The sequence below is a fragment of the Streptomyces sp. NPDC033177 genome, from assembly GCF_055577715.1.
In genome coordinates this window covers 296,670-316,347 of record NZ_JBVIPS010000007.1, presented here as the reverse complement: position 1 = coordinate 316,347, position 19,678 = coordinate 296,670, and the positions used below count along the sequence as shown (strand labels likewise).

Below are 19,678 nucleotides of genomic sequence, written 5' to 3'. Positions count from 1 at the left end.
GTACACTTGTCGGTCCAGTGCAGGCCGGTTGCCCACCCGTCAGAAGGGGGCAGCCGGCCTCTTCGTCCCTCATGGAGGTGTGCCCGGATGACCAGTACGGTTCCCGCGCTCGGTACCCGAACGGCCGAAGGCTCCGCCCTGCAGGCGGTGCTCCTCGACATGGACGGAACACTCGTGGACACCGAGGGGTTCTGGTGGGACGCGGAGGTCGAGGTGTTCGCCGCACTCGGACACACGCTCGACGAGGCCTGGCGTGACGTCGTCGTCGGCGGCCCCATGACGCGCAGTGCCGGATTCCTCATCGCCTCCACCGGCGCCGACATCACCGTCCCCGAGCTGACCGTGCTGCTCAACGACGGGTTCGAGGACCGCATCGGCCGCGCCCTGCCGCTGATGCCGGGCGCCGCGAGACTCCTCGCCGAGCTCGCCGCGCACGAGGTGCCGATGGCACTGGTCTCCGCGTCGCACCGGCGCATCATCGACCGCGTGCTCGACTCGATCGGAGCCCACCACTTCACGCTCACCGTGGCGGGCGACGAGGTGACCCGGACCAAGCCGCATCCGGACCCGTATCTCCTCGCGGCGGCGGGGGTTGGGGCGGAACCGGCCAGATGTGCCGTCATCGAGGACACCGCGACCGGCGTGGCGGCGGCCGAGGCCGCGGGGTGCCGCGTGGTGGCCGTACCTTCGGTGGCGCCCATCGCACCGGCCTCGGGCAGGACCATCGTTCCGTCCCTCGAACACGTCGACCTGCCTTTCCTGCAGAAATTGATGGCCGGAAAGTGCTGAACAGTTGAAGATGTGACCTTTCCCACTCCGTGGGTGGTCGACAGCTGGTCAGAGCTGTGCCGGGCCTCCGATTTGGGCGAGTTGTCGAGTGGCGTTGTGTCCCGATTGAGGGGAACCTCACGAAACCTTCCCGTGTTGGGTTATCGGTGTGTCCGCGCCCGGTTTCGCTCCGTGATTGAGGGTCAACTCCGGTCCCTTCCAGCCCTCCTGGCGGTGCGGACTAATGTCATCGCGAGAACATCGCCCCGCCCCCACGGACCGGCTGACCCCACCCCTCGCTGTCGGTCCGGACGGGACCAACAGCTCTGGAGAACGTCGAGCATGAACCGTAAGACTTTGGTGCTGCCGGCCGTCATAGGTCTGCTCGCTCCCGCGCTCGCGGCCTGCGGAGGGGCAGGCGACGGTGGGGGAGGCGACGCGATCGCCGTCGGCACCACGGACCGGTTCTCCACCTCACCCGAGATTCCGGCTCCCTTCGATCCCGCGTACGCCTACGACGCGGGCTCCTGGAACGTCGTGCGCCAGACGGTCCAGACGCTGATGGCCGCCCCGCGCGGCGGCGGAGACCCCGAGCCCGACGCGGCCGAGAAGTGCGGCTTCACCGACACCGGCAACGAGCGCTACGAGTGCACGCTGCGCAAGGGACTGACGTTCGCCGACGGCAAGCCGCTGACCGCCACCGATGTGAAGTTCTCCATCGAGCGGGTGCGCGACATCAAGATCAAGGACCCCAGCGGCTCAGCCGGCATGGTGTCCAACGTCGACGCGATCGAGACCGAGGGCGACCGGGGCGTCGTCTTCCACCTCAAAAGCCCCGACGCGACGTTCCCGTACAAGCTGGCCACGCCCATCGCGGGCATCATCAGCTCGGACCACTACGCCAAGAACAAGCTGCGCGACGGCTTCGAGCTGGACGGCTCCGGCCCCTACACGGCCAAGCAAGAGGTCGAGGGCAACGAGCTCGTCAAGACGGTGTTCTCCAAGAACCCGAACTACAAGGGTGCGTACAAGCCCAAGAGCGACAAGATCGAGATGCGCACCTACGAGTCGACCGACGCCATGGGCGATGCCCTCAAGGGCGGCGACATCGACATGATGACGCGCACCATGTCGCCCGAGCAGATCAAGCAGCTCGACGAGGACCCGGGCAACGACATCGAGCTGGTCGAGACACCCGGCCTGGAGATCCGCTACCTCGGTTTCAACACGGACGCCAACACCGTCAAGTCCAAGGCGGTCCGCCAGGCCATGGCGCAGATCGTCGACCGCGGCGCCCTGGCCTCCGGCGTGTACGGCGACGCCGCCGAGCCGCTCTACTCCCTGGTGCCCGCCACGATCACCGGCCACACCAACTCGTTCTTCAACCAGTACGGCGACCCGAGCGCGTCCAAGGCCCGCACCCTGCTGCAGAAGGCCGACATCGACACGCCGGTGAAGCTCACTCTGCACTACACGACGGACCACTACGGTCCGGGCACCAAGAAGGAGTTCGAGCTCCTTCGCAAGCAGCTCAACGCGAGCGGCCTGTTCGACGTGTCGATCAAGGGCACGGAGTGGAACACCTTCCGCCCCGCCGAGCAGAAGGGCGCGTACGACGTCTACGGGATGGGCTGGTTCCCGGACTTCCCCGACGCCGACAACTTCCTGACGCCGTTCCTCGACAAGGACAACATCCTCGGCTCGCCGTACGTGAACAGCACCATCAACGACGAGCTGCTCCCGCACTCGCGCCGCGAGGCGGACCGGCTCACCGCCTCCAAGAGCATCAAGAGGATCCAGGACATCGTCGCCGAGGACGTGCCGGTGCTTCCGCTCTGGCAGGGCAAGCAGTACATCGCTGCCCGCGACGACATCACGGGCGTCGAGTGGGCCCTCAACTCGTCCTCGAACCTGCAGCTGTGGGAGCTCGGACGCGGTGTGAGCGGCTGACCTCCGCGCACACCGGCACACAAGACCGCCGGGCTTCGCTCCACCGAATGACATCAACGACAAGGCACGTTCGTGAATTTGCGTAACCAGTGGCTGGCCCTTCCCCTCTCGGGAGGGCTGGCCGGGGCTCTGCTGACCGGCTGCGGCACGGAAACGGGTGGAGCGGGGGAGGACGGCGAATCCGTGGTGATGGGGATGTCGGACGACGTCCTGGCCACCGACCCGGCATCCGGCTACGACCCCGGGTCGTGGCTCCTGTTCAACAACGTCTTCCAGTCCCTGATGAGCTTCCCGAACGGGGGGACGGAGCCGGAGCCCGAAGCCGCCAAGGAGTGCGGCTTCACCGACACGGAGACCAGAGTCTTTGAATGCACGCTGCGGGACGGCCTGAAGTTCAGCAACGGCAATGCGCTGACCTCGAAGGACGTCAAGTTCTCCTTCGACCGCATGATGAAGATCAACGACGGCGACGGCCCCGCGATCATGTTCCCGATGCTGGACCGCGTCGAGACCCCGAACGCCAAGAAGGTCGTCTTCAAGCTCAAGTACGCCGACGCGACCTTCCCCAGCAAGATCGCGTCCGGCGCCGGCTCCATCGTCGACCACGCGTCGTACGACATGAACTCCCTGCGCGGCGGTGACGAGGCCACGGGCTCGGGCCCGTACAAGCTCGACTCCTTCGACAAGGACCAGGCGGTCTTCTCGGTCAACCCCGACTACAAGGGCACCGCCAAGGTGAAGAACAAGGGCGTCACGCTCAAGTTCTTCCACGACGACCAGAAGGGCCTGAAGAAGGCACTCCTGGACGACAAGATCGACATCGCGTACCGCGGCCTCGCCGCGTCCGACATCGCGGACATCGAGGCCGACACCTCCGACGCGAGCCAGAACATCGACGTCGTCGAGGGCACCAGCGCCGAGGTGCAGCACCTGGTCTTCAACATGAAGGACCCGGTCGCGGGCAAGCTGGGCGTGCGCAAGGCCATGGCGTACCTGCTCGACCGCGACGCGCTGGTCAAGGACGTCTACCGGGACACGGCGACGCCGCTGTACTCGATCGTCCCGGCCGGGATCGGCGGCCACAACACCGCCTTCTTCGACACCTACGGCGCCCGTCCGCAGCGCTCCAAGGCCGCGGCGGCCCTGCGTGAGGAGGGCCTGAGCGGCAAGGTCAAGCTCACGCTCTGGTCCACGCCCGTGCGCTACGGCCCCTCGACCGACCAGGAGCTGAAGGCGATCGCCAAGCAGCTCAACGCGAGCGGTCTCTTCGACGCCGACGTGAAGTCGATCGAGTTCAGCCAGTACGAGCGGGACATCAAGTCCGGCAAGTACGGCGTGTACGTCAAGGGCTGGGTGCCGGACTACCCGGACCCGGACAACTTCACGCAGCCGTTCTTCGGCAAGGACAACGTCCTGGGCAACGGCTACGAGAACAGCGACATCACCCGGAAGATCATCCCCGGTACCGCGGCCGAGACCGACCGCACCAAGACCGACGAGGACTACGCCGAGCTCCAGGAGACCGTCGCCGACGAGCTGCCGATCCTGCCGGTCTGGCAGGCCAAGCAGTACGCCGTCATCCGTGACGACGTGTACGGCGTGGAGTCGTGCCTCGACGCGTCGACGGTGTTCCGCTTCTGGGAACTCAGCAAGGCCTGATCGCACGGACACACGAAAAGGCGGCCGCCCCTTTCGGGGGCGGCCGCCTTCATGCGTCCGGTGGGGTCGCCGTCACTGGGCGCCGGGGCGCACCAGACCGCTCTCGTACGCGTACACGGCGGCCTGCACCCGGTCGCGCAGGCCGAGCTTCGTGAGCACATGGCCCACATGCGTCTTGACCGTCGTCTCGCTCACGAACAGGTCCGCCGCGATCTCCGCGTTCGACAGGCCGCGCGCCACCAGCTTGAGGACCTCGACCTCCCGCTCGGTGAGCGTGTGCAAGGTGTCCGGCACCGGCTCGTCGCCCGAGGGGAGATGGCCTGCGTACTTGTCGAGGAGCCTGCGGGTGATGCTCGGCGCGAGCATCGCCTCGCCCGAGGCGACCACGCGGATCGCCTGCACCAGCTCGTTCGCCGGGGCGTCCTTGAGCAGGAAGCCGCTGGCACCCGCGCGCAGCGCCTCCACCACATACTCATCCAGGTCGAACGTGGTCAGGACAAGGACCTTCGCAGGACCGTCCCGGCCAGGACCGGTGATCTGCCGGGTCGCCTCGACACCGTCCATCCGCGGCATGCGGATGTCCATCAGGACCACATCGGGCTGCAGCGCCCGCACCTGGTCGAGAGCCTGCAGGCCGTCCCCGGCCTCGCCGACGACCGCGACGTCCTGCTCGGCCTCCAGAATCATCCGGAACCCCGTGCGCAGCAGTGGCTGGTCGTCGACCAGTAGGACACGGATCGCCACGTAACTCTCCTTCGCTAGCCCGGGGCCATTCTGCCCTGCGCGTCCTCTTCGGACTCGGGCACCCTCACCGCAAGGGGGTACGGCGGGGGAGTCCCGCCGAATTCCGGACATACGGCCTGGTGGTCGCACCAGCCGCAGAGCTTCGTGGGCCTCGGCCGCCAGTCGCCCGTCTCGGTGGCGAGCGTGATCGCCTCCCACAACGCGTGCAGCTTCCGCTCGACCTGCTCCAGGTCCTCGATCCTGGGGTCGTACGTGATGACGTCGCCGCTGCCCAGATAGACGAGCTGGAGGCGGCGCGGGACCACGCCCTTCAGCCGCCACACCACCAGGGCGTAGAACTTCATCTGGAAGAGGGCGCCCTCCGAGTACTCGGGGCGGGGGGCCTTGCCCGTCTTGTAGTCGACGATCCGCACCTCGCCGGAGGGCGCCACGTCCACGCGGTCGATGATGCCGCGCAGCTTCAGGCCCGACTCCAGCTCCGCCTGCACGAACAGCTCCCGCTCGGCCGGCTCAAGACGGGTGGGGTCCTCCAGGGTGAACCACCGCTCGACCAATTTCTCCGCGTCCGCCAGCCAGCGCGCGAGCCGCTCACCCCGCTCGTCGCCCGCGAACAGCTCCGTCAGCTCCGGCTTGGCCTCGCGCAGACGGTCCCACTGGCCCGGGATCAGCGACTTGGCGCTCGTCGCCGTCCGCTCGCCCGCGGGCGCGTCGAAGAGCCGCTCCAGGACGGCGTGCACCAGCGTGCCGCGGGTCGCCGCCTCGCTCGGCTTCTCCGGCAGCTTGTCGATGACCCGGAACCGGTAGAGCAGCGGACACTGCATGAAGTCACTGGCGCGCGAAGGCGACAGGGACGCCGGACGCACGGCCGTCACGACACCGTCGGTGCTGGTTTCCATAGGGACAGACCCTACGACCCGCCACTGACAACGGCCGCATACCATCGACGACAGACCCTCTCGCCCTGCATGATCGAGCGTGCACCGCGCCGGACAGGGGCGAGGGACGCTTATCGAACGAGGGGACATCGTGGACGAGAGCGGCGGAAGCGGCAGGCCGCTATCCGACGGCACCGACGGTCGGCGGCCGGGTGCCGAAGCAGGCTCCGAGGGCTCGCAGAGCGCTGACGACGCCGCCCGGCCCCAGGCACGCGAAGAGGAACCCCGACAGGCACCCGAGGAAGAACCGCGCCCCGCGGACGAAACCCCGCGCCCCGCCGACCGCCTCACCAAGACCCCGCACGACACGCCCGGGAAGGCCCCGCAGGCACCGCACGAGACCCACCCCGAGTTCGCGCACGCCACCCACGGCCCCGCCCCGAAGGCCACGCCGCCCCAGGACAAGAAGAGCCCCGGGGGAGGACTCCTGATGGGACGCCCCTTCGGCGTCCCCGTCTACGTGGCCCCGAGCTGGTTCCTCGTCGCCGCCCTCATCACCTGGGTCTTCGGCGGCCAGCTCGACCGCGTCCTGCCCGAACTCGGCGCCGCCCGCTACCTGGTCTCGCTCTTCTTCGCCGTCGCCTTCTACGCCTCCGTGCTCGTCCACGAACTGGCGCACACCGTCGTCGCCCTGCGCTACAAGCTGCCGGTGCGCCGCATCCAGCTGCAGTTCTTCGGCGGCGTCTCGGAGATCGAGAAGGAGTCCGAGACCCCCGGACGCGAGTTCGTCCTCGCCTTCGTGGGCCCACTGCTCTCCCTCGTCCTCTCGGGCGTCTTCTACGGGGCCATGCGCCTCGTGGAGCCCGGCACCGTCCCCGGCGTCCTGCTCGCGGGGCTGATGATCTCGAACCTCATCGTCGCCGCCTTCAACCTCCTGCCGGGCCTGCCCCTGGACGGCGGCCGGATGCTCCGCGCCGTCGTCTGGAAGATCACCGGCAAGCCCATGAGCGGCACCATCGCCGCCGCCTGGGTCGGCCGCGCGCTCGCCATCTCCGTCCTCATCGGCCTGCCCCTCCTCAATCAGTCGGGCGCCCTCGGCGGCGAGGCCCAGGACATCGGCGGCATGGACACCGTCACCGACGCCCTCCTCGCCGCGATCCTCGCCGCGATCATCTGGACCGGCGCCGGCAACAGCCTGCGCATGGCCCGCCTGCGCGAGCACCTGCCCGAACTCCGCGCCCGCGCCCTGACCCGCCGCGCCGTCCCCGTCGAGTCGTCCACCCCGCTCTCCGAGGCACTGCGCCGCGCCAACGCCTCCGGCGCCCGAGCCCTCGTCGTGGTCGACGCCGACGGTGACCCCATGTCGGTGGTCCGCGAGGCGGCCATCGTCGGCGTCCCCGAGCACCGCCGCCCGTGGGTCACCGTCAGCGGCCTCGCGCAGGACATCACCGAAGGCATGCGGATCTCCGCCGAACTGGCCGGTGAGGAGCTCCTCGACACCCTCCGGGCGACGCCCGCCACCGAGTACCTCGTGGTCGAAGCCTCCGGCGAGATCTACGGAGTGCTCTCCGCCGCCGACGTCGAGCGCGCCTTCGTCAAGGCCATGGCCCGCCCCAGCTGACCTCGCCACCCTGGTCGGCGGCCCCCGAACGGCCCGGTAGGCTGGTCACATGTCCGAACCGACCGGTGCCGCCCGCCGACGCGGGCCCTTCAAGGTCGGGGACCAGGTTCAGCTGACCGACCCCAAGGGCCGCCACTACACGTTCACGCTCGAGGCCGGGAAGAACTTCCACACCCACAAGGGTTCCTTCCCCCACGACGAGCTGATCGGTGCTCCCGAGGGCAGCGTTGTCCGCACCACGGGAAACGTCGCCTACCTCGCGCTGCGCCCCCTGCTCCCCGACTATGTCCTGTCCATGCCCCGCGGCGCCGCCGTGGTCTACCCCAAGGACGCGGGGCAGATCCTGGCCTTCGCCGACATCTTCCCCGGCGCCCGCGTCGTCGAGGCGGGCGTGGGCTCCGGCTCGCTCAGCAGCTTCCTCCTGCGCGCCATCGGCGACGAGGGAATGCTGCACTCGTACGAGCGCCGCGAGGACTTCGCCGAGATCGCCCAGCAGAACGTGGAGCGCTACTTCGGCGCCCCGCACCCCGCCTGGCAGCTCACCGTCGGCGACCTCCAGGACAACCTGAGCGACACCGACGTCGACCGCGTCATCCTCGACATGCTCGCCCCCTGGGAGTGCCTGGACGTCGTCTCCAAGGCGCTCGTCCCCGGCGGCATCCTCTGCTGCTACGTCGCGACCACCACCCAGCTCGCCCGGACCGTCGAGTCCATCCGCGAGATCGGCGGCTTCAACGAGCCCACCGCCTGGGAATCGATGATCCGCAACTGGCACGTCGAGGGCCTGGCCGTCCGCCCCGATCACCGCATGATCGGCCACACCGGCTTCCTGCTCACCGCCCGCCGCCTCGCGGACGGCGTCGAGCCGCCCATGCGTCGCCGCCGCCCCTCCAAGGGCGCCTACGGCGACGACTACACCGGCCCGAACGCCGGCGGCGGCACCCCTCGCGCGGAAGACTGAGACACCCGGCACCGCCGAGACCCGCGTACCACCGCTGAACGCACAGGCGCCGCCGCCGAGTTCCCCTGAAGACCGGGGAACTCGGCGGCGGCGCCTTTCCGTTCCGGAACTCGCCGACCCCGGTGTTCCGCCGCACTGTGAGGTATGGCACGATGCTGGCCACCTCCCCCACCGGCACAGCCCTCACAGGAGACACTCCTAGTGCAGCACCCCGCCGTCCCGGAACTGGCACACAACACCACCCGCCCCATCCACTGGCTGGCCACCGCGGCCGCGCTCGCCGCCGTCATCGCCGGCTCGTCATTCCTGCAGCCCGACCCCGCGACCGCCGCCCAGCCGAGCCCCGAGCCGACCGGCAAGACCGCCGCGGCCCCCGCGCCGCCCGCGACCGCACCGGATCCGGCCACCGTCACGTTCCCCCTCGCCTGCGGCAAGGTGGAACCCGTGGTCAAGAAGAAGGCCTCCGGAGACCTCGACGGGGACGGCAGACCCGAGACCGTCGCCGTGGTGCACTGCGCCGCCGGATCAGGCACACCGCCCGACGGCGTGTACGTCATCACCCGCCCCACGCAGGGCAAGCCCCGCGTCGTCGCCACCCTCGTCGACCCGAAGGACCGCCAGAACGTCAGCGACTTCGCCGTGCGTGACGGTGTGATCACCGCCACACTCCTCGGTTACTCCGCACCGAACGTGCCCAGCTGCTGCCCCGACATCGAGGACGCGGCCAAGTGGCAGTGGAAAGACGGCACGTTCGCCCGGTCCACACCGGCCGAGGCACACACCGTGTGACGGTGCCCGCACCGACAAGGGCCTGTGCCCGCCGTCCAACGGCGGGCACAGGCCCTTGCCCATGCGTCAGTTCGCGGCCTCAGGCCGCGTCGGGCCCGTAGACCTCGACCCTGTCCGAAACGCGGCGCACGTGAATGCAGTCACCCGGGCACTCCTTCGCCGAGTCGACCACGTCACGCAGAAGTGGCAACGGAACGGGCGTTGTGGCGCCCGGAGCCTGCAAGAGCTCGTCCTCGCCGCTCTTCACATAAGCCAGTCCATCGATGTCCAGCTCGAAGACCTCAGGCGCGTACTGCGCACAGATGCCGTCGCCGGTGCACAGGTCCTGGTCGATCCAGACCTCCAGCGGATCACGGCTCTCGGAGCCGGTACCGGCCTCGTCTCCCACGGTCATCTCTCCTGCCGATCGTCACGCCGAGTGAGCCCACTCGGCAGCAAGTCGGGCCCACCCTGACGGGTGTTGAACGCTTCGACGATACAACCGCCCGCTTTCCGATGTTGTTGGGTGGGTAATGACCTGACGTGAGGGAGAGCGCAAGGGTGAAGATCGGACACACCTCTACCGTCTTTGTGATCTAGGGGTTTCAATCGACACCCACCCAGGTAGGGTCTGGAAGCGTCCAGCTCCCCTTGGAGGAGGTGAGGACCGTGGCAGCCCACGACGACGACATCAACCGCGGCATCCGGCCGGGGCGAGGGTCTGAGGACCCCGCCGGTCAGGTTGCCTATCTCGAGCAGGAAATCGCCGTCCTGCGACGCAAGCTCGCCGACTCTCCGCGTCATACGAGGATTCTCGAAGAGCGGATCGTCGAGCTGCAGACCAATCTGGCCGGCGTGTCCGCACAGAACGAGCGGCTCGCCAACACGCTCCGTGAGGCCCGCGACCAGATCGTGGCCCTCAAGGAAGAGGTCGACCGGCTCGCGCAGCCGCCGGCCGGCTTCGGAGTCTTCCTCGTGGCGAACGAGGACGGCACGGCCGACATCTTCACCGGGGGCCGCAAGCTCCGGGTGAACGTCAGCCCCGGCGTGGAGCTCGAAGAGCTCAGGCGTGGCCAGGAAGTAATGCTCAACGAAGCGCTCAACGTGGTCGAGGCCATGGAGTACGAGAGCGTGGGAGACATCGTCACCCTCAAGGAGATCCTCGAGGACGGCGAGCGCGCCCTGGTGGTCGGGCACACCGACGAGGAGCGAGTGGTCCGGCTCGCCGAACCACTCCTCGACGTCACCATCCGCCCCGGTGACGCACTCCTGCTCGAACCCCGCTCCGGGTACGTCTACGAAGTGGTTCCCAAGAGCGAGGTCGAAGAGCTCGTCCTCGAAGAGGTACCGGACATCGGCTACGAGCAGATCGGCGGCCTGGGCAACCAGATCGAGCTGATCCGCGACGCGGTCGAACTGCCCTACCTCTACCCGGACCTCTTCAGGGAGCACGAACTGCGGCCGCCCAAGGGCGTCCTGCTGTACGGGCCCCCCGGCTGCGGCAAGACGCTGATCGCGAAGGCCGTAGCCAACTCCCTTGCCAAGAAGGTCGCCGAGGTGACCGGACAGGCATCGGGGAAGAGCTACTTCCTCAACATCAAGGGCCCCGAGCTCCTCAACAAGTACGTCGGCGAGACCGAGCGCCACATCCGCCTGGTCTTCCAGCGTGCGAGGGAGAAGGCGAGCGAGGGAACCCCCGTCATCGTCTTCTTCGACGAGATGGAATCCCTCTTCCGCACCCGCGGATCCGGTGTCAGCTCGGACGTGGAGAACACCATCGTCCCCCAGCTGCTCGCCGAGATCGACGGCGTGGAAGGCCTGGAGAACGTCATCGTCATCGGTGCCTCCAACCGTGAGGACATGATCGACCCGGCGATCCTGCGGCCAGGACGACTCGACGTGAAGATCAAGATCGAGCGCCCGGACGCCCAGGCGGCGAAGGACATCTTTGCCAAGTACCTCACCGAGCGGCTCCCGCTGCACGCGGACGACCTCGCCGAACACAGCGCCGACCGGCGCACCACCGTGGACGGCATGATCCAGTCCGTCGTGGAGCAGATGTACGCGGAGTCCGAGGAGAACCGCTTCCTCGAGGTGACGTACGCCAACGGCGACAAGGAAGTCCTGTACTTCAAGGACTTCAACTCCGGCGCCATGATCGAGAACATCGTCGGACGTGCCAAGAAGATGGCCATCAAGGCTTTCCTCGACGCCAACCAGAAGGGCATCAGGGTCTCCCACCTCCTGCAGGCTTGCATCGACGAGTTCAAGGAGAACGAGGACCTGCCCAACACCACCAACCCGGACGACTGGGCCCGCATCTCCGGCAAGAAGGGCGAACGGATCGTCTACATCCGTACGCTCGTCACCGGAAAGCAGGGCGCGGACACCGGACGCTCCATCGACACGGTGGCCAACACCGGTCAGTACCTGTAGAAGACAGGACGGCTGCGGGTGTCCTTCGTGGGTACCCGCAGCTGTCTGTTTTTCAATGAAGGCAATGATCTCCCCACCAGCGCAAAGGCGCTCTAGGCTCTTCGGTACCGCCGAGCGCGCAGTGCGGGGACGGGCACCGCACACGCACCGGAGAACCAGCGGTACTTGAGCGCCGTTCCCGAAGGGGAGCGCCGCCGGGCAAGGAGGGCCGCATGACCGTACGGCGAGTAATGGGCATCGAGACGGAGTACGGCATCTCCGTCCCCGGCCACCCGAACGCCAATGCCATGCTCACCTCGTCCCAGATCGTCAACGCCTACGCCGCGGCGATGCACCGGGCGCGACGCGCCCGCTGGGACTTCGAGGAGGAGAACCCCCTGCGGGACGCGCGGGGCTTCGACCTCGCCCGTGAGACCGCCGATTCCAGTCAGCTCACCGACGAGGACATCGGCCTCGCCAACGTGATCCTCACCAATGGGGCGCGCCTCTACGTGGACCACGCGCACCCCGAGTACAGCTCACCCGAGGTCACCAACCCCTGGGACGCCGTCCTGTGGGACAAGGCCGGCGAGCGCATCATGGCGGAGGCGGCCGAACGCGCGGCGCAGCTGCCGGGGGCCCAGCCGATCCACCTCTACAAGAACAACACCGACAACAAGGGCGCCTCCTACGGCACGCACGAGAACTACCTGATGAAGCGGGAGACCCCCTTCTCGGACATCGTGCGCCACCTGACGCCGTTCTTCGTCTCCCGGCAGGTCGTCACCGGCGCGGGACGCGTCGGCATCGGCCAGGACGGCCACGAGCACGGCTTCCAGCTCAGTCAGCGCTCGGACTACTTCGAGGTCGAGGTGGGCCTGGAGACCACCCTCAAGCGGCCCATCATCAACACCCGGGACGAGCCGCACTCGGACGCCGAGAAGTACCGCCGCCTGCATGTCATCATCGGCGACGCGAACCTCTCCGAGATCTCGACGTATCTGAAGCTGGGCACGACATCGCTGGTCCTCGCCATGATCGAGGACGGCTTCATCGCGGTGGATCTCGCCGTCGACCAGCCCGTGCGCACCCTGCACCAGGTCTCCCACGACCCGACGCTCCAGCATCTGATCACACTCCGTAGCGGACGGACACTCACCGCTGTCCAGCTCCAGATGGAGTACTTCGAGCTGGCCCGCAAATACGTGGAGGAGCGGTACGGCTCCGACGCCGACGAACAGACCAAGGACGTCCTGACCCGCTGGGAAGACGTCCTCGGCCGCCTGGAGAGCGATCCGATGAGCCTCTCCGGAGAGCTCGACTGGGTCGCCAAGCGGGAACTCATGGAGGGCTACCGCCGCCGTGACAGCCTCGACTGGGACGCGGCACGACTGCACCTGGTCGACCTCCAGTACGCGGACGTACGGCCCGACAAGGGCCTCTACAACCGTCTGGCGGCACGCGGCAAGATGAAGCGCCTCCTGGAGGAGCCACAGGTCGAGCGCGCCCAGGCCAAGCCTCCGGAGGACACCCGCGCGTACTTCCGCGGCCGCTGCCTCGAGCAGTACGCGGACGACGTGGCCGCGGCCTCGTGGGATTCGGTCATCTTCGACCTTCCCGGCCGCGACTCCCTCCAGCGTGTGCCCACACTGGAGCCGCTGCGCGGCACACGGAACCACGTCAAGGAGCTCCTTGACCGCTGCCGCACGGCGGAGGATCTGGTACGGGTGCTCTCCGGAGGCTGAAAGACCCGGCGTGTGGGAATCATCGAGGTGGTCCCCGGACGTTGCAGTAACTACGGGGCCGATGTCAGACCTGGCTTATAGGGTCTGATCAAGTACATCGCACCTAACGAGCGGGGTGAGGTAGATGGCGACCAAGGACACCGGCGGCGGACAGCAGAAGGCGACGCGTTCCACCGAGGAGGTCGAGGAGCAGACAGAGGAAGCGCAGGGCTCCGAAGACCTCAAGGAGCGCCAGGAGAAGCTGAGCGATGACGTGGATTCCGTCCTCGACGAGATCGACGACGTCCTCGAGGAGAATGCCGAGGACTTCGTACGTTCGTTCGTACAAAAGGGCGGACAGTAGGGCGCGGCGGACACGGTGCGGGGAGTGCGTGGCGCGGTACCGGGCCACGCACCTCAACGCCCTGGGCCGCACATGTGGATCACCGCCGCGAGGCGGGTAGGGTCCGTGACGAACAGCCCTTCAGACGTAATTCGCTTCAACTGCAAATCGGCCACCGGCGAGTTGGGACACGCTCCCGGCGCTCAGCGCCCGGCCGTCACTTACCTGGAAGGAAACGCGTGGAAGCCAACACTCGTAGCACCGGGCGTCTACCGGCTGCCTTCCTGACGCCTGGTTCTTCGTCCTTCATGGACTTCCTGTCCGAGCATCAGCCCGAGATCCTGCCGGGCAACCGGCAGTTGCCGCCCACGCAGGGTGTCATCGAGGCGCCGCACGGCACGACGATCGTGGCGACGACGTTCCCCGGTGGCGTGGTGCTCGCCGGTGACCGGCGGGCGACCATGGGCAATGTGATCGCGCAGCGCGACATCGAGAAGGTCTTCCCGGCTGACGAGTACTCAGCGGTCGGTATCGCCGGCACCGCGGGGCTCGCGGTCGAGATGGTCAAGCTCTTCCAGTTGGAGCTCGAGCACTTCGAGAAGGTCGAGGGCGCCACGCTTTCCCTGGAGGGCAAGGCCAACCGGCTGTCGACGATGATCCGGTCGAACCTGGGCATGGCCATGCAGGGCCTGGCCGTCGTCCCGCTCTTCGCGGGGTATGACGTGGACCGCGAGAAGGGGCGCATCTTCTCGTACGACGTCACGGGCGGCCGTTCCGAGGAGCACGGCTTCGCCGCCACCGGCTCCGGCTCTGTCTTCGCGCGTGGAGCGATGAAGAAGCTCTACCGCAAGGATCTGACGGAGCAGGAGGCGACGACGCTCGTCGTGCAGGCGTTGTACGACGCGGCGGACGACGACTCGGCGACAGGCGGCCCGGATGTCGCCCGCCGGATCTATCCGATCGTCACCGTGATCTCCGACGAGGGTTTCCGGCGGCTGGGAGATGACGAGTCCTCCGAGATCGCCCGCTCGATTTTGGAGCGGCGCCTGGAGCAGCCCGACGGCCCGCGTGCCTCGCTGCTCTGATCGATCCGTATTCGCCACTGACTTCAGTTTCAGTCACTGACAGAAAGGGACGGATAGCCGGTGTCGACGCCGTTCTATGTCTCACCCCAGCAGGCCATGGCCGACCGGGCGGAATACGCCCGCAAGGGCATCGCCCGTGGTCGCAGCCTTGTTGTGCTGCAGTTCGCCGATGGCATCGTGTTCGTCGGCGAGAACCCGTCCCGTGCGCTGCACAAGTTCAGCGAGATCTATGACCGGATCGGCTTCGCGGCCGCCGGCAAGTACAACGAGTACGAGAACCTGCGGATCGGCGGTGTGCGGTACGCCGATCTCCGTGGGTACACGTACGACCGTGACGATGTGACGGCCCGTGGGCTCGCGAACGTCTACGCCCAGACGCTGGGCACGATCTTCTCGAGCCAGGCGGAGAAGCCCTACGAGGTGGAGTTGGTCGTCGCCGAGGTGGGCGCCACGGCCGATGCCGATCAGATCTATCGTCTGCCGCACGACGGTTCGATCGTGGACGAGCACGGCTCGGTCGCGGTCGGCGGCAACGCCGAGCAGATCAGCACCTATCTCGATCAGCGGCATCGTGACGGGATGACGCTCGCCGAGGCCCTGAAGCTGGCCGTGCAGTCGCTGTCCCGCGACACGAACGGCAGCGAGCGGGAGATCCCCGCGGAGCGCCTGGAGGTGGCGGTGCTCGACCGTACGCGGCCGCAGCAGCGCAAGTTCAAGCGGATCGTCGGGCGTCAGCTCGCGCGGCTGCTCGAAGGGGGCGCCTCGGCGCCCACGGATGCCGAGTCCGACAACGAGGAGGAGACGGACTCCGAGTCCGGGTCCTCCGAGGAGTAGTTCGGTTCGTCGTACGCCCCGTGTTCCGGCTCTGTGGCCGGGACACGGGGCGTACGCGTGTGCGGGAGTCAACGGGCGACAGGGGCCGTCGAGCCGCGGATCACCAGTTCGACGGGGAGCGTGTCGGTCCGGGGCGTGCGGCCGTCCAGGACGGCAAGCAGGGACGTCATGCCGCGTTCGCCGAACTGCTCGGCCGGGAGCCGGACGGTGGTGAGTTCGGGTTCCACGGCGGTCGCCAGGGTGAGGTCGTCGAAGCCGGTCACCGAGAGGTCCTCGGGTACGCGCAGACCGAGGCGGCGGGCCGCCTTGCAGGCGCCGGCGGCGAGGATGTCGTCGTCGCAGACGAGTGCGGTGGGGCGGGGTCCGGGCGCTGACAGGGCGGCTTCAGCGGCCGCGCGGGCGTCTTCGACGGTGAGGAGTGCCCGGGTGGTGCGTACGGCCGTGTCGGTGCCTCTCAGCGCCGCCGTGAGGGCGTCGGAGCGTACGTCGAAGGTCCAGGAGTCGACGCCCGCGGCGAGGTGCAGGAAGTCGCGGTGGCCCAGGGCGAGGAGATGTTCGGTCACCCGGCGCATGCCGTCGCCGATGTCGAGGTTGACGGTGGCGGCGCCGAGGCTGTCGGCGGGGTCACTGTCGAGCATGACCAGGGGGAGTGCGTCGCCCTGGATGGTGGCGAGCGCGTCGGCGGCCATGGAGGACGCGAGGATGCCGTCGAGGGCGGCGCGGCTGGAGCCGAAGGGGTCGCGGGCGGGGCCGACGCCTTCGGGGGAGGGGTAGAGGACGACTCCGAAGCCGTGTTCGGCGGCGACGCGGGCGGCTCCAGTGTAGACGCGGGCGAAGAACTCATTGGTGAGGGCGGGGACGACGAGGAGCGCGGTCCTGGTGCGGCCGAGGCGGAGGTTGCGGGCGGCGAGGTTGGGGCGGTAGCCGAGTTCGCGGGCGGTGGTCCGGACGCGTTCGGCGGTCCGTTCGGCGACGCGGCCGCGCCATTTCTCGCCGAACACGAGGGAGACGGTGGCCTGGGAGACCCCGGCGGCGCGTGCGACGTCGCGGCTCGTGGGGCGTGGCCCCGCGGCCTCCTGCTCTGGCCCGGCCACTTCTGGTACCTCCCAGGTCGGTGCCGCGGGGAGATCGGGATGGACCCGCGGTGAGCGCTCATGGTACGTATGACGCTCGACGTTATACGTAAAACCTCGGCGCGTCGGCGCAGGGGGAGGGGTGGGAAGCATGGCTGCCGGATACGCGGAGATCCTTCGGACGAGACACGCCGGGCGTCTCCTTGCGGGCACCCTGGTGGGCCGGCTGCCGAACGCGACGGCCGCGATCGCCATCGTGCTGTTCATCCGCGCCGAGGGCGGGACCTACAGCCTGGCCGGCGCCCTCGCCGCGGTGTACGGCGTGGCCAACGCGGTGGGGCAGCCGCTGCTCGGCCGCCTCGTGGACCTGTACGGGCAGCCGCGGATCCAGCTTCCCTCGGCGGTGCTCTCCGCGCTCGGCATGGGGGCCTTCGCCTTCACCGGGCCCGATTCGCTCGGCCTCGCGTATGTCGCGGTGGGCGTGGCGGGCCTCTTCACGCCGCCCCTCGAAGGCGGCCTGCGCGCGCTGTGGCCGAGCGTCCTCGGCAAGGAGGAGCAGGTGCACCGGGCGTACGCCATGGACGCCATCGCGCAGGAAATCATGTTCACCGTCGGGCCGTTGCTCGTCACGGCCTGCGTCGCGCTCTGGTCGGAGCAGGCCGCGCTGCTCGTGGTGAACGTCATCGGCGTGCTCGGTGCCCTCTCCGTGGTGATGTCGCAGCCCTCGCGCGCGTGGCGCTCGGCGCCCCGCGAGGCGCACTGGCTGGGCGCGCTGCGCTCACCCGGGCTCATCGCGCTGCTCGGCGCCTTCCTCTTCATCGGCATGGCGCTCGGTTCCATCACCGTCGCCGGCGTGTCGTACGCGGACGAGCACGGCGGCGACGCGGTGTACGGCTGGATGATGGCGGCGATCGGCCTCGGCGCCCTGGTCGGCGGCTCGGTGTACGGGGCGCGGCAGTGGGCCGGGGTGCCGGAGAAGCGGCTGACCGTCCTGGTGGCCCTGCTCGCCCTCTGCTACTGGCCGTTGACGCTGGCGCCCGGAGCTGTCGCGATGACGGCGCTCATGGTGGTCGCCGGAGTCTTCCTTGCGCCTGCTCTCGCGTGCGCGTTCATCATCGTGGACCGGCACGCGCCGCGGGGCACGGTCACCGAGGCGTTCTCCTGGCTCGTGACCACGTTCACGGTCGGCGCGTCGCTCGGCACGGCGGCCGCGGGGCCGGTCGTGGAGTGGGGCGGGACGGTGTGGGGCTTCGCTGTTCCGGGGGGCGCGGGCGTCGCCGCGCTGCTCGTCCTGCTGGCCACGGCGCGGGTGCTCGTACTCCCCGCTGATCAGGCGGTGGTTGCGGGTTCATCGGAAAATGATCGAAACGGTGCCGTCGAACCCGGTTTCAGGGCAGGGCATCAGGCGTAATGTTCAGTCATGGACCGCCGCATTTTCGGGCTGGAGAATGAGTACGGCGTCACGTGCACGTTTAGGGGACAGCGCCGTCTGTCGCCTGACGAGGTGGCGCGCTACCTCTTCCGCCGTGTTGTCTCATGGGGCCGCAGCAGCAACGTCTTTCTGCGGAACGGCGCCCGCCTCTATCTTGACGTCGGGTCACATCCGGAATACGCAACACCGGAATGTGACAACGTGACCGAGCTGGTCACGCACGACAAGGCGGGCGAGCGCATTCTGGAAGGCCTGCTCGTCGACGCCGAACGCCGCCTGCACGAGGAGGGAATCGCGGGCGACGTCTATCTCTTCAAGAACAACACCGACTCGGCGGGAAACTCCTACGGCTGCCACGAGAACTATCTGGTGGCCCGGCACGGGGAGTTCTCGCGGCTCGCGGACATCCTCATTCCCTTCCTCGTCACGCGACAGCTGCTCTGCGGCGCGGGCAAGGTGCTGCAGACTCCACGCGGCGCCGTGTACTGCGTCAGTCAGCGTGCCGAGCACATCTGGGAAGGGGTCTCCTCCGCGACCACCCGCTCCCGGCCGATCATCAACACCCGCGACGAACCGCACGCGGACGCCGAGCGCTACCGCAGGCTGCACGTCATCGTCGGTGACTCGAACATGTCCGAGACGACCATGCTCCTGAAGGTCGGTGCCACCGACCTCGTGCTGCGCATGATCGAAGCGGGCACGGTGATGCGCGACCTGACCCTGGAGAACCCGATCCGGGCCATCCGCGAGGTCAGCCACGACATCACGGGCCGCCGCAAGGTGCGTCTGGCCAGCGGCCGCGAGGCCTCCGCCCTCGAGGTCCAGCGCGAGTACTACGAGAAGGCCGTGGACTTCGTGGACCGCCGCGGCATCCGCACGGGCACGGTCGAGCAGGTCCTGGAGCTGTGGGGCCGCACGCTCGACGCGATCGAGGCCGAGGACCTCGACCGCATCGGCACCGAGATCGACTGGGTCATGAAGTACAAGCTCATCGAGCGGTACCGAGCGAAGAACAACATGACCATGTCGCATCCGCGGGTCGCGCAGATAGACCTCGCGTATCACGACATCCACCGCCGTCGCGGGCTGTACTACCTCCTGGAGAGGAAGGGCCAAGCCGCCCGCATCTGCAACGACTTGAAGATCTTCGAGGGCAAGTCGGTGCCGCCGCAGACCACCCGCGCGCGGCTGCGGGGCGACTTCATCCGCAGGGCCCAGGAGCAGCGCCGCGACTTCACGGTCGACTGGGTGCACCTGAAGCTCAACGACCAGGCGCAGCGCACGGTGTTGTGCAAGGACCCCTTCCGGTCGGTGGACGACCGGGTGGAGAAACTGATCGCCGGTATGTAACCCCGGATACAGCAGGTGCGTTGCGGGAACGCAACGCGGGGCGCCGTACGTTCCTCGTACGGCGCCCTTCTCCATG

General features: G+C 68.3%; 17 protein-coding genes. 13 read left to right on the top strand and 4 right to left on the bottom strand.

What is annotated here, in order from left to right:
* The first annotated feature begins 87 nt into the window (after positions 1 to 87).
* The 3 genes from ACZ5U5_RS25220 (at position 88) to ACZ5U5_RS25210 (ending at position 4,377) form a co-directional block, all read left to right on the top strand.
* Complete coding sequence (locus ACZ5U5_RS25220; protein ID WP_469025614.1) at positions 88 to 789, top strand: HAD family hydrolase; 702 nt, start codon at positions 88 to 90, stop codon at positions 787 to 789.
* 321 nt (positions 790 to 1,110) lie between these two features.
* Positions 1,111 to 2,718, top strand: coding sequence for an ABC transporter substrate-binding protein (locus ACZ5U5_RS25215; protein ID WP_469025612.1), 1,608 nt, complete (start codon positions 1,111 to 1,113; stop codon positions 2,716 to 2,718).
* A gap of 72 nt (positions 2,719 to 2,790) precedes the next feature.
* Complete coding sequence (locus ACZ5U5_RS25210) at positions 2,791 to 4,377, top strand: ABC transporter substrate-binding protein (RefSeq protein ID WP_469025609.1); 1,587 nt, start codon at positions 2,791 to 2,793, stop codon at positions 4,375 to 4,377.
* 72 nt (positions 4,378 to 4,449) lie between these two features.
* Here ACZ5U5_RS25210 and ACZ5U5_RS25205 read toward each other — a convergent pair whose 3' ends face one another.
* Positions 4,450 to 5,121: a response regulator gene (locus ACZ5U5_RS25205; protein WP_135332738.1), complete on the bottom strand. Its 672-nt coding sequence runs from the start codon at positions 5,119 to 5,121 to the stop codon at positions 4,450 to 4,452.
* Between the two features lie 14 nt (positions 5,122 to 5,135).
* On the bottom strand, positions 5,136 to 6,017 hold the full coding sequence (locus ACZ5U5_RS25200; protein ID WP_469025607.1) for a RecB family exonuclease: 882 nt from the start codon (positions 6,015 to 6,017) through the stop codon (positions 5,136 to 5,138).
* A gap of 130 nt (positions 6,018 to 6,147) precedes the next feature.
* On the opposite strand from ACZ5U5_RS25200, the gene ACZ5U5_RS25195 reads away from it, so the two are divergent.
* The 3 genes from ACZ5U5_RS25195 to ACZ5U5_RS25185 all read left to right on the top strand — a co-directional run bounded on the left by ACZ5U5_RS25195 (position 6,148) and on the right by ACZ5U5_RS25185 (position 9,367).
* Positions 6,148 to 7,617 carry a site-2 protease family protein gene (locus ACZ5U5_RS25195; protein WP_469025605.1) on the top strand — a complete coding sequence of 490 codons (1,470 nt, stop codon included), beginning with the start codon at positions 6,148 to 6,150 and terminating at the stop codon, positions 7,615 to 7,617.
* Between the two features lie 49 nt (positions 7,618 to 7,666).
* Positions 7,667 to 8,578 carry a tRNA (adenine-N1)-methyltransferase gene (locus ACZ5U5_RS25190; protein ID WP_453451987.1) on the top strand — a complete coding sequence of 304 codons (912 nt, stop codon included), beginning with the start codon at positions 7,667 to 7,669 and terminating at the stop codon, positions 8,576 to 8,578.
* Positions 8,579 to 8,779: 201 nt separating this feature from the next.
* Positions 8,780 to 9,367 (top strand): hypothetical protein, encoded by a 588-nt coding sequence (locus ACZ5U5_RS25185; RefSeq protein WP_469025603.1) that lies wholly within the window; start codon positions 8,780 to 8,782, stop codon positions 9,365 to 9,367.
* 79 nt (positions 9,368 to 9,446) lie between these two features.
* Here the strand turns inward: ACZ5U5_RS25185 and ACZ5U5_RS25180 are convergent, their stop codons facing one another.
* Positions 9,447 to 9,761, bottom strand: a complete 315-nt coding sequence (locus ACZ5U5_RS25180) for a ferredoxin (RefSeq protein ID WP_467686713.1) — start codon at positions 9,759 to 9,761, stop codon at positions 9,447 to 9,449.
* Positions 9,762 to 10,015: 254 nt separating this feature from the next.
* On the opposite strand from ACZ5U5_RS25180, the gene arc reads away from it, so the two are divergent.
* From arc to prcA, 5 genes are all read left to right on the top strand, one after another.
* Positions 10,016 to 11,782: a proteasome ATPase gene (gene arc, locus ACZ5U5_RS25175; RefSeq protein WP_363210881.1), complete on the top strand. Its 1,767-nt coding sequence runs from the start codon at positions 10,016 to 10,018 to the stop codon at positions 11,780 to 11,782.
* A gap of 212 nt (positions 11,783 to 11,994) precedes the next feature.
* The gene (dop, locus tag ACZ5U5_RS25170; RefSeq protein WP_469025599.1) at positions 11,995 to 13,506 is read left to right on the top strand and encodes a depupylase/deamidase Dop; all 1,512 of its coding nucleotides are present in this window, start codon (positions 11,995 to 11,997) and stop codon (positions 13,504 to 13,506) included.
* A gap of 124 nt (positions 13,507 to 13,630) precedes the next feature.
* Positions 13,631 to 13,849: a ubiquitin-like protein Pup gene (locus ACZ5U5_RS25165; RefSeq protein ID WP_249590985.1), complete on the top strand. Its 219-nt coding sequence runs from the start codon at positions 13,631 to 13,633 to the stop codon at positions 13,847 to 13,849.
* A 218-nt stretch (positions 13,850 to 14,067) separates the two neighbouring features.
* Complete coding sequence (gene prcB / locus ACZ5U5_RS25160; RefSeq protein ID WP_469025597.1) at positions 14,068 to 14,913, top strand: proteasome subunit beta; 846 nt, start codon at positions 14,068 to 14,070, stop codon at positions 14,911 to 14,913.
* 60 nt (positions 14,914 to 14,973) lie between these two features.
* Positions 14,974 to 15,747 (top strand): proteasome subunit alpha, encoded by a 774-nt coding sequence (prcA, locus tag ACZ5U5_RS25155; protein ID WP_469025594.1) that lies wholly within the window; start codon positions 14,974 to 14,976, stop codon positions 15,745 to 15,747.
* A gap of 68 nt (positions 15,748 to 15,815) precedes the next feature.
* On the opposite strand, the gene ACZ5U5_RS25150 is transcribed toward prcA, so the two are convergent.
* Positions 15,816 to 16,841 carry a LacI family DNA-binding transcriptional regulator gene (locus ACZ5U5_RS25150; RefSeq protein WP_469025592.1) on the bottom strand — a complete coding sequence of 342 codons (1,026 nt, stop codon included), beginning with the start codon at positions 16,839 to 16,841 and terminating at the stop codon, positions 15,816 to 15,818.
* 130 nt (positions 16,842 to 16,971) lie between these two features.
* Here ACZ5U5_RS25150 and ACZ5U5_RS25145 point away from each other — a divergent pair, with 130 nt between their 5' ends.
* Together ACZ5U5_RS25145 and pafA are read left to right on the top strand one after the other, a co-directional pair.
* A complete protein-coding gene (locus ACZ5U5_RS25145; RefSeq protein WP_469025589.1) occupies positions 16,972 to 18,231 on the top strand; it encodes an MFS transporter in 1,260 nt (419 codons plus the stop codon).
* Positions 18,232 to 18,240: 9 nt separating this feature from the next.
* The gene (pafA, locus tag ACZ5U5_RS25140) at positions 18,241 to 19,602 is read left to right on the top strand and encodes a Pup--protein ligase (RefSeq protein WP_055550703.1); all 1,362 of its coding nucleotides are present in this window, start codon (positions 18,241 to 18,243) and stop codon (positions 19,600 to 19,602) included.
* The last annotated feature ends 76 nt before the right edge of the window (positions 19,603 to 19,678 follow it).

Excerpts from the sequence above, each read along its gene's own strand:
- ACZ5U5_RS25220 (WP_469025614.1), top strand. The coding sequence starts at position 88 with ATGACCAGTACGGTTCCCGCGCTCGGTACCCGAACGGCCGAAGGCTCC.
- ACZ5U5_RS25215 (WP_469025612.1), top strand. The coding sequence starts at position 1,111 with ATGAACCGTAAGACTTTGGTGCTGCCGGCCGTCATAGGTCTGCTCGCT.
- ACZ5U5_RS25200 (WP_469025607.1), bottom strand. The coding sequence starts at position 6,017 with ATGGAAACCAGCACCGACGGTGTCGTGACGGCCGTGCGTCCGGCGTCC.
- ACZ5U5_RS25190 (WP_453451987.1), top strand. The coding sequence starts at position 7,667 with ATGTCCGAACCGACCGGTGCCGCCCGCCGACGCGGGCCCTTCAAGGTC.
- ACZ5U5_RS25180 (WP_467686713.1), bottom strand. The coding sequence starts at position 9,761 with ATGACCGTGGGAGACGAGGCCGGTACCGGCTCCGAGAGCCGTGATCCG.
- dop (WP_469025599.1), top strand. The coding sequence starts at position 11,995 with ATGACCGTACGGCGAGTAATGGGCATCGAGACGGAGTACGGCATCTCC.
- ACZ5U5_RS25165 (WP_249590985.1), top strand. The coding sequence starts at position 13,631 with ATGGCGACCAAGGACACCGGCGGCGGACAGCAGAAGGCGACGCGTTCC.
- ACZ5U5_RS25145 (WP_469025589.1), top strand. The coding sequence starts at position 16,972 with ATGGCTGCCGGATACGCGGAGATCCTTCGGACGAGACACGCCGGGCGT.
- pafA (WP_055550703.1), top strand. The coding sequence starts at position 18,241 with ATGGACCGCCGCATTTTCGGGCTGGAGAATGAGTACGGCGTCACGTGC.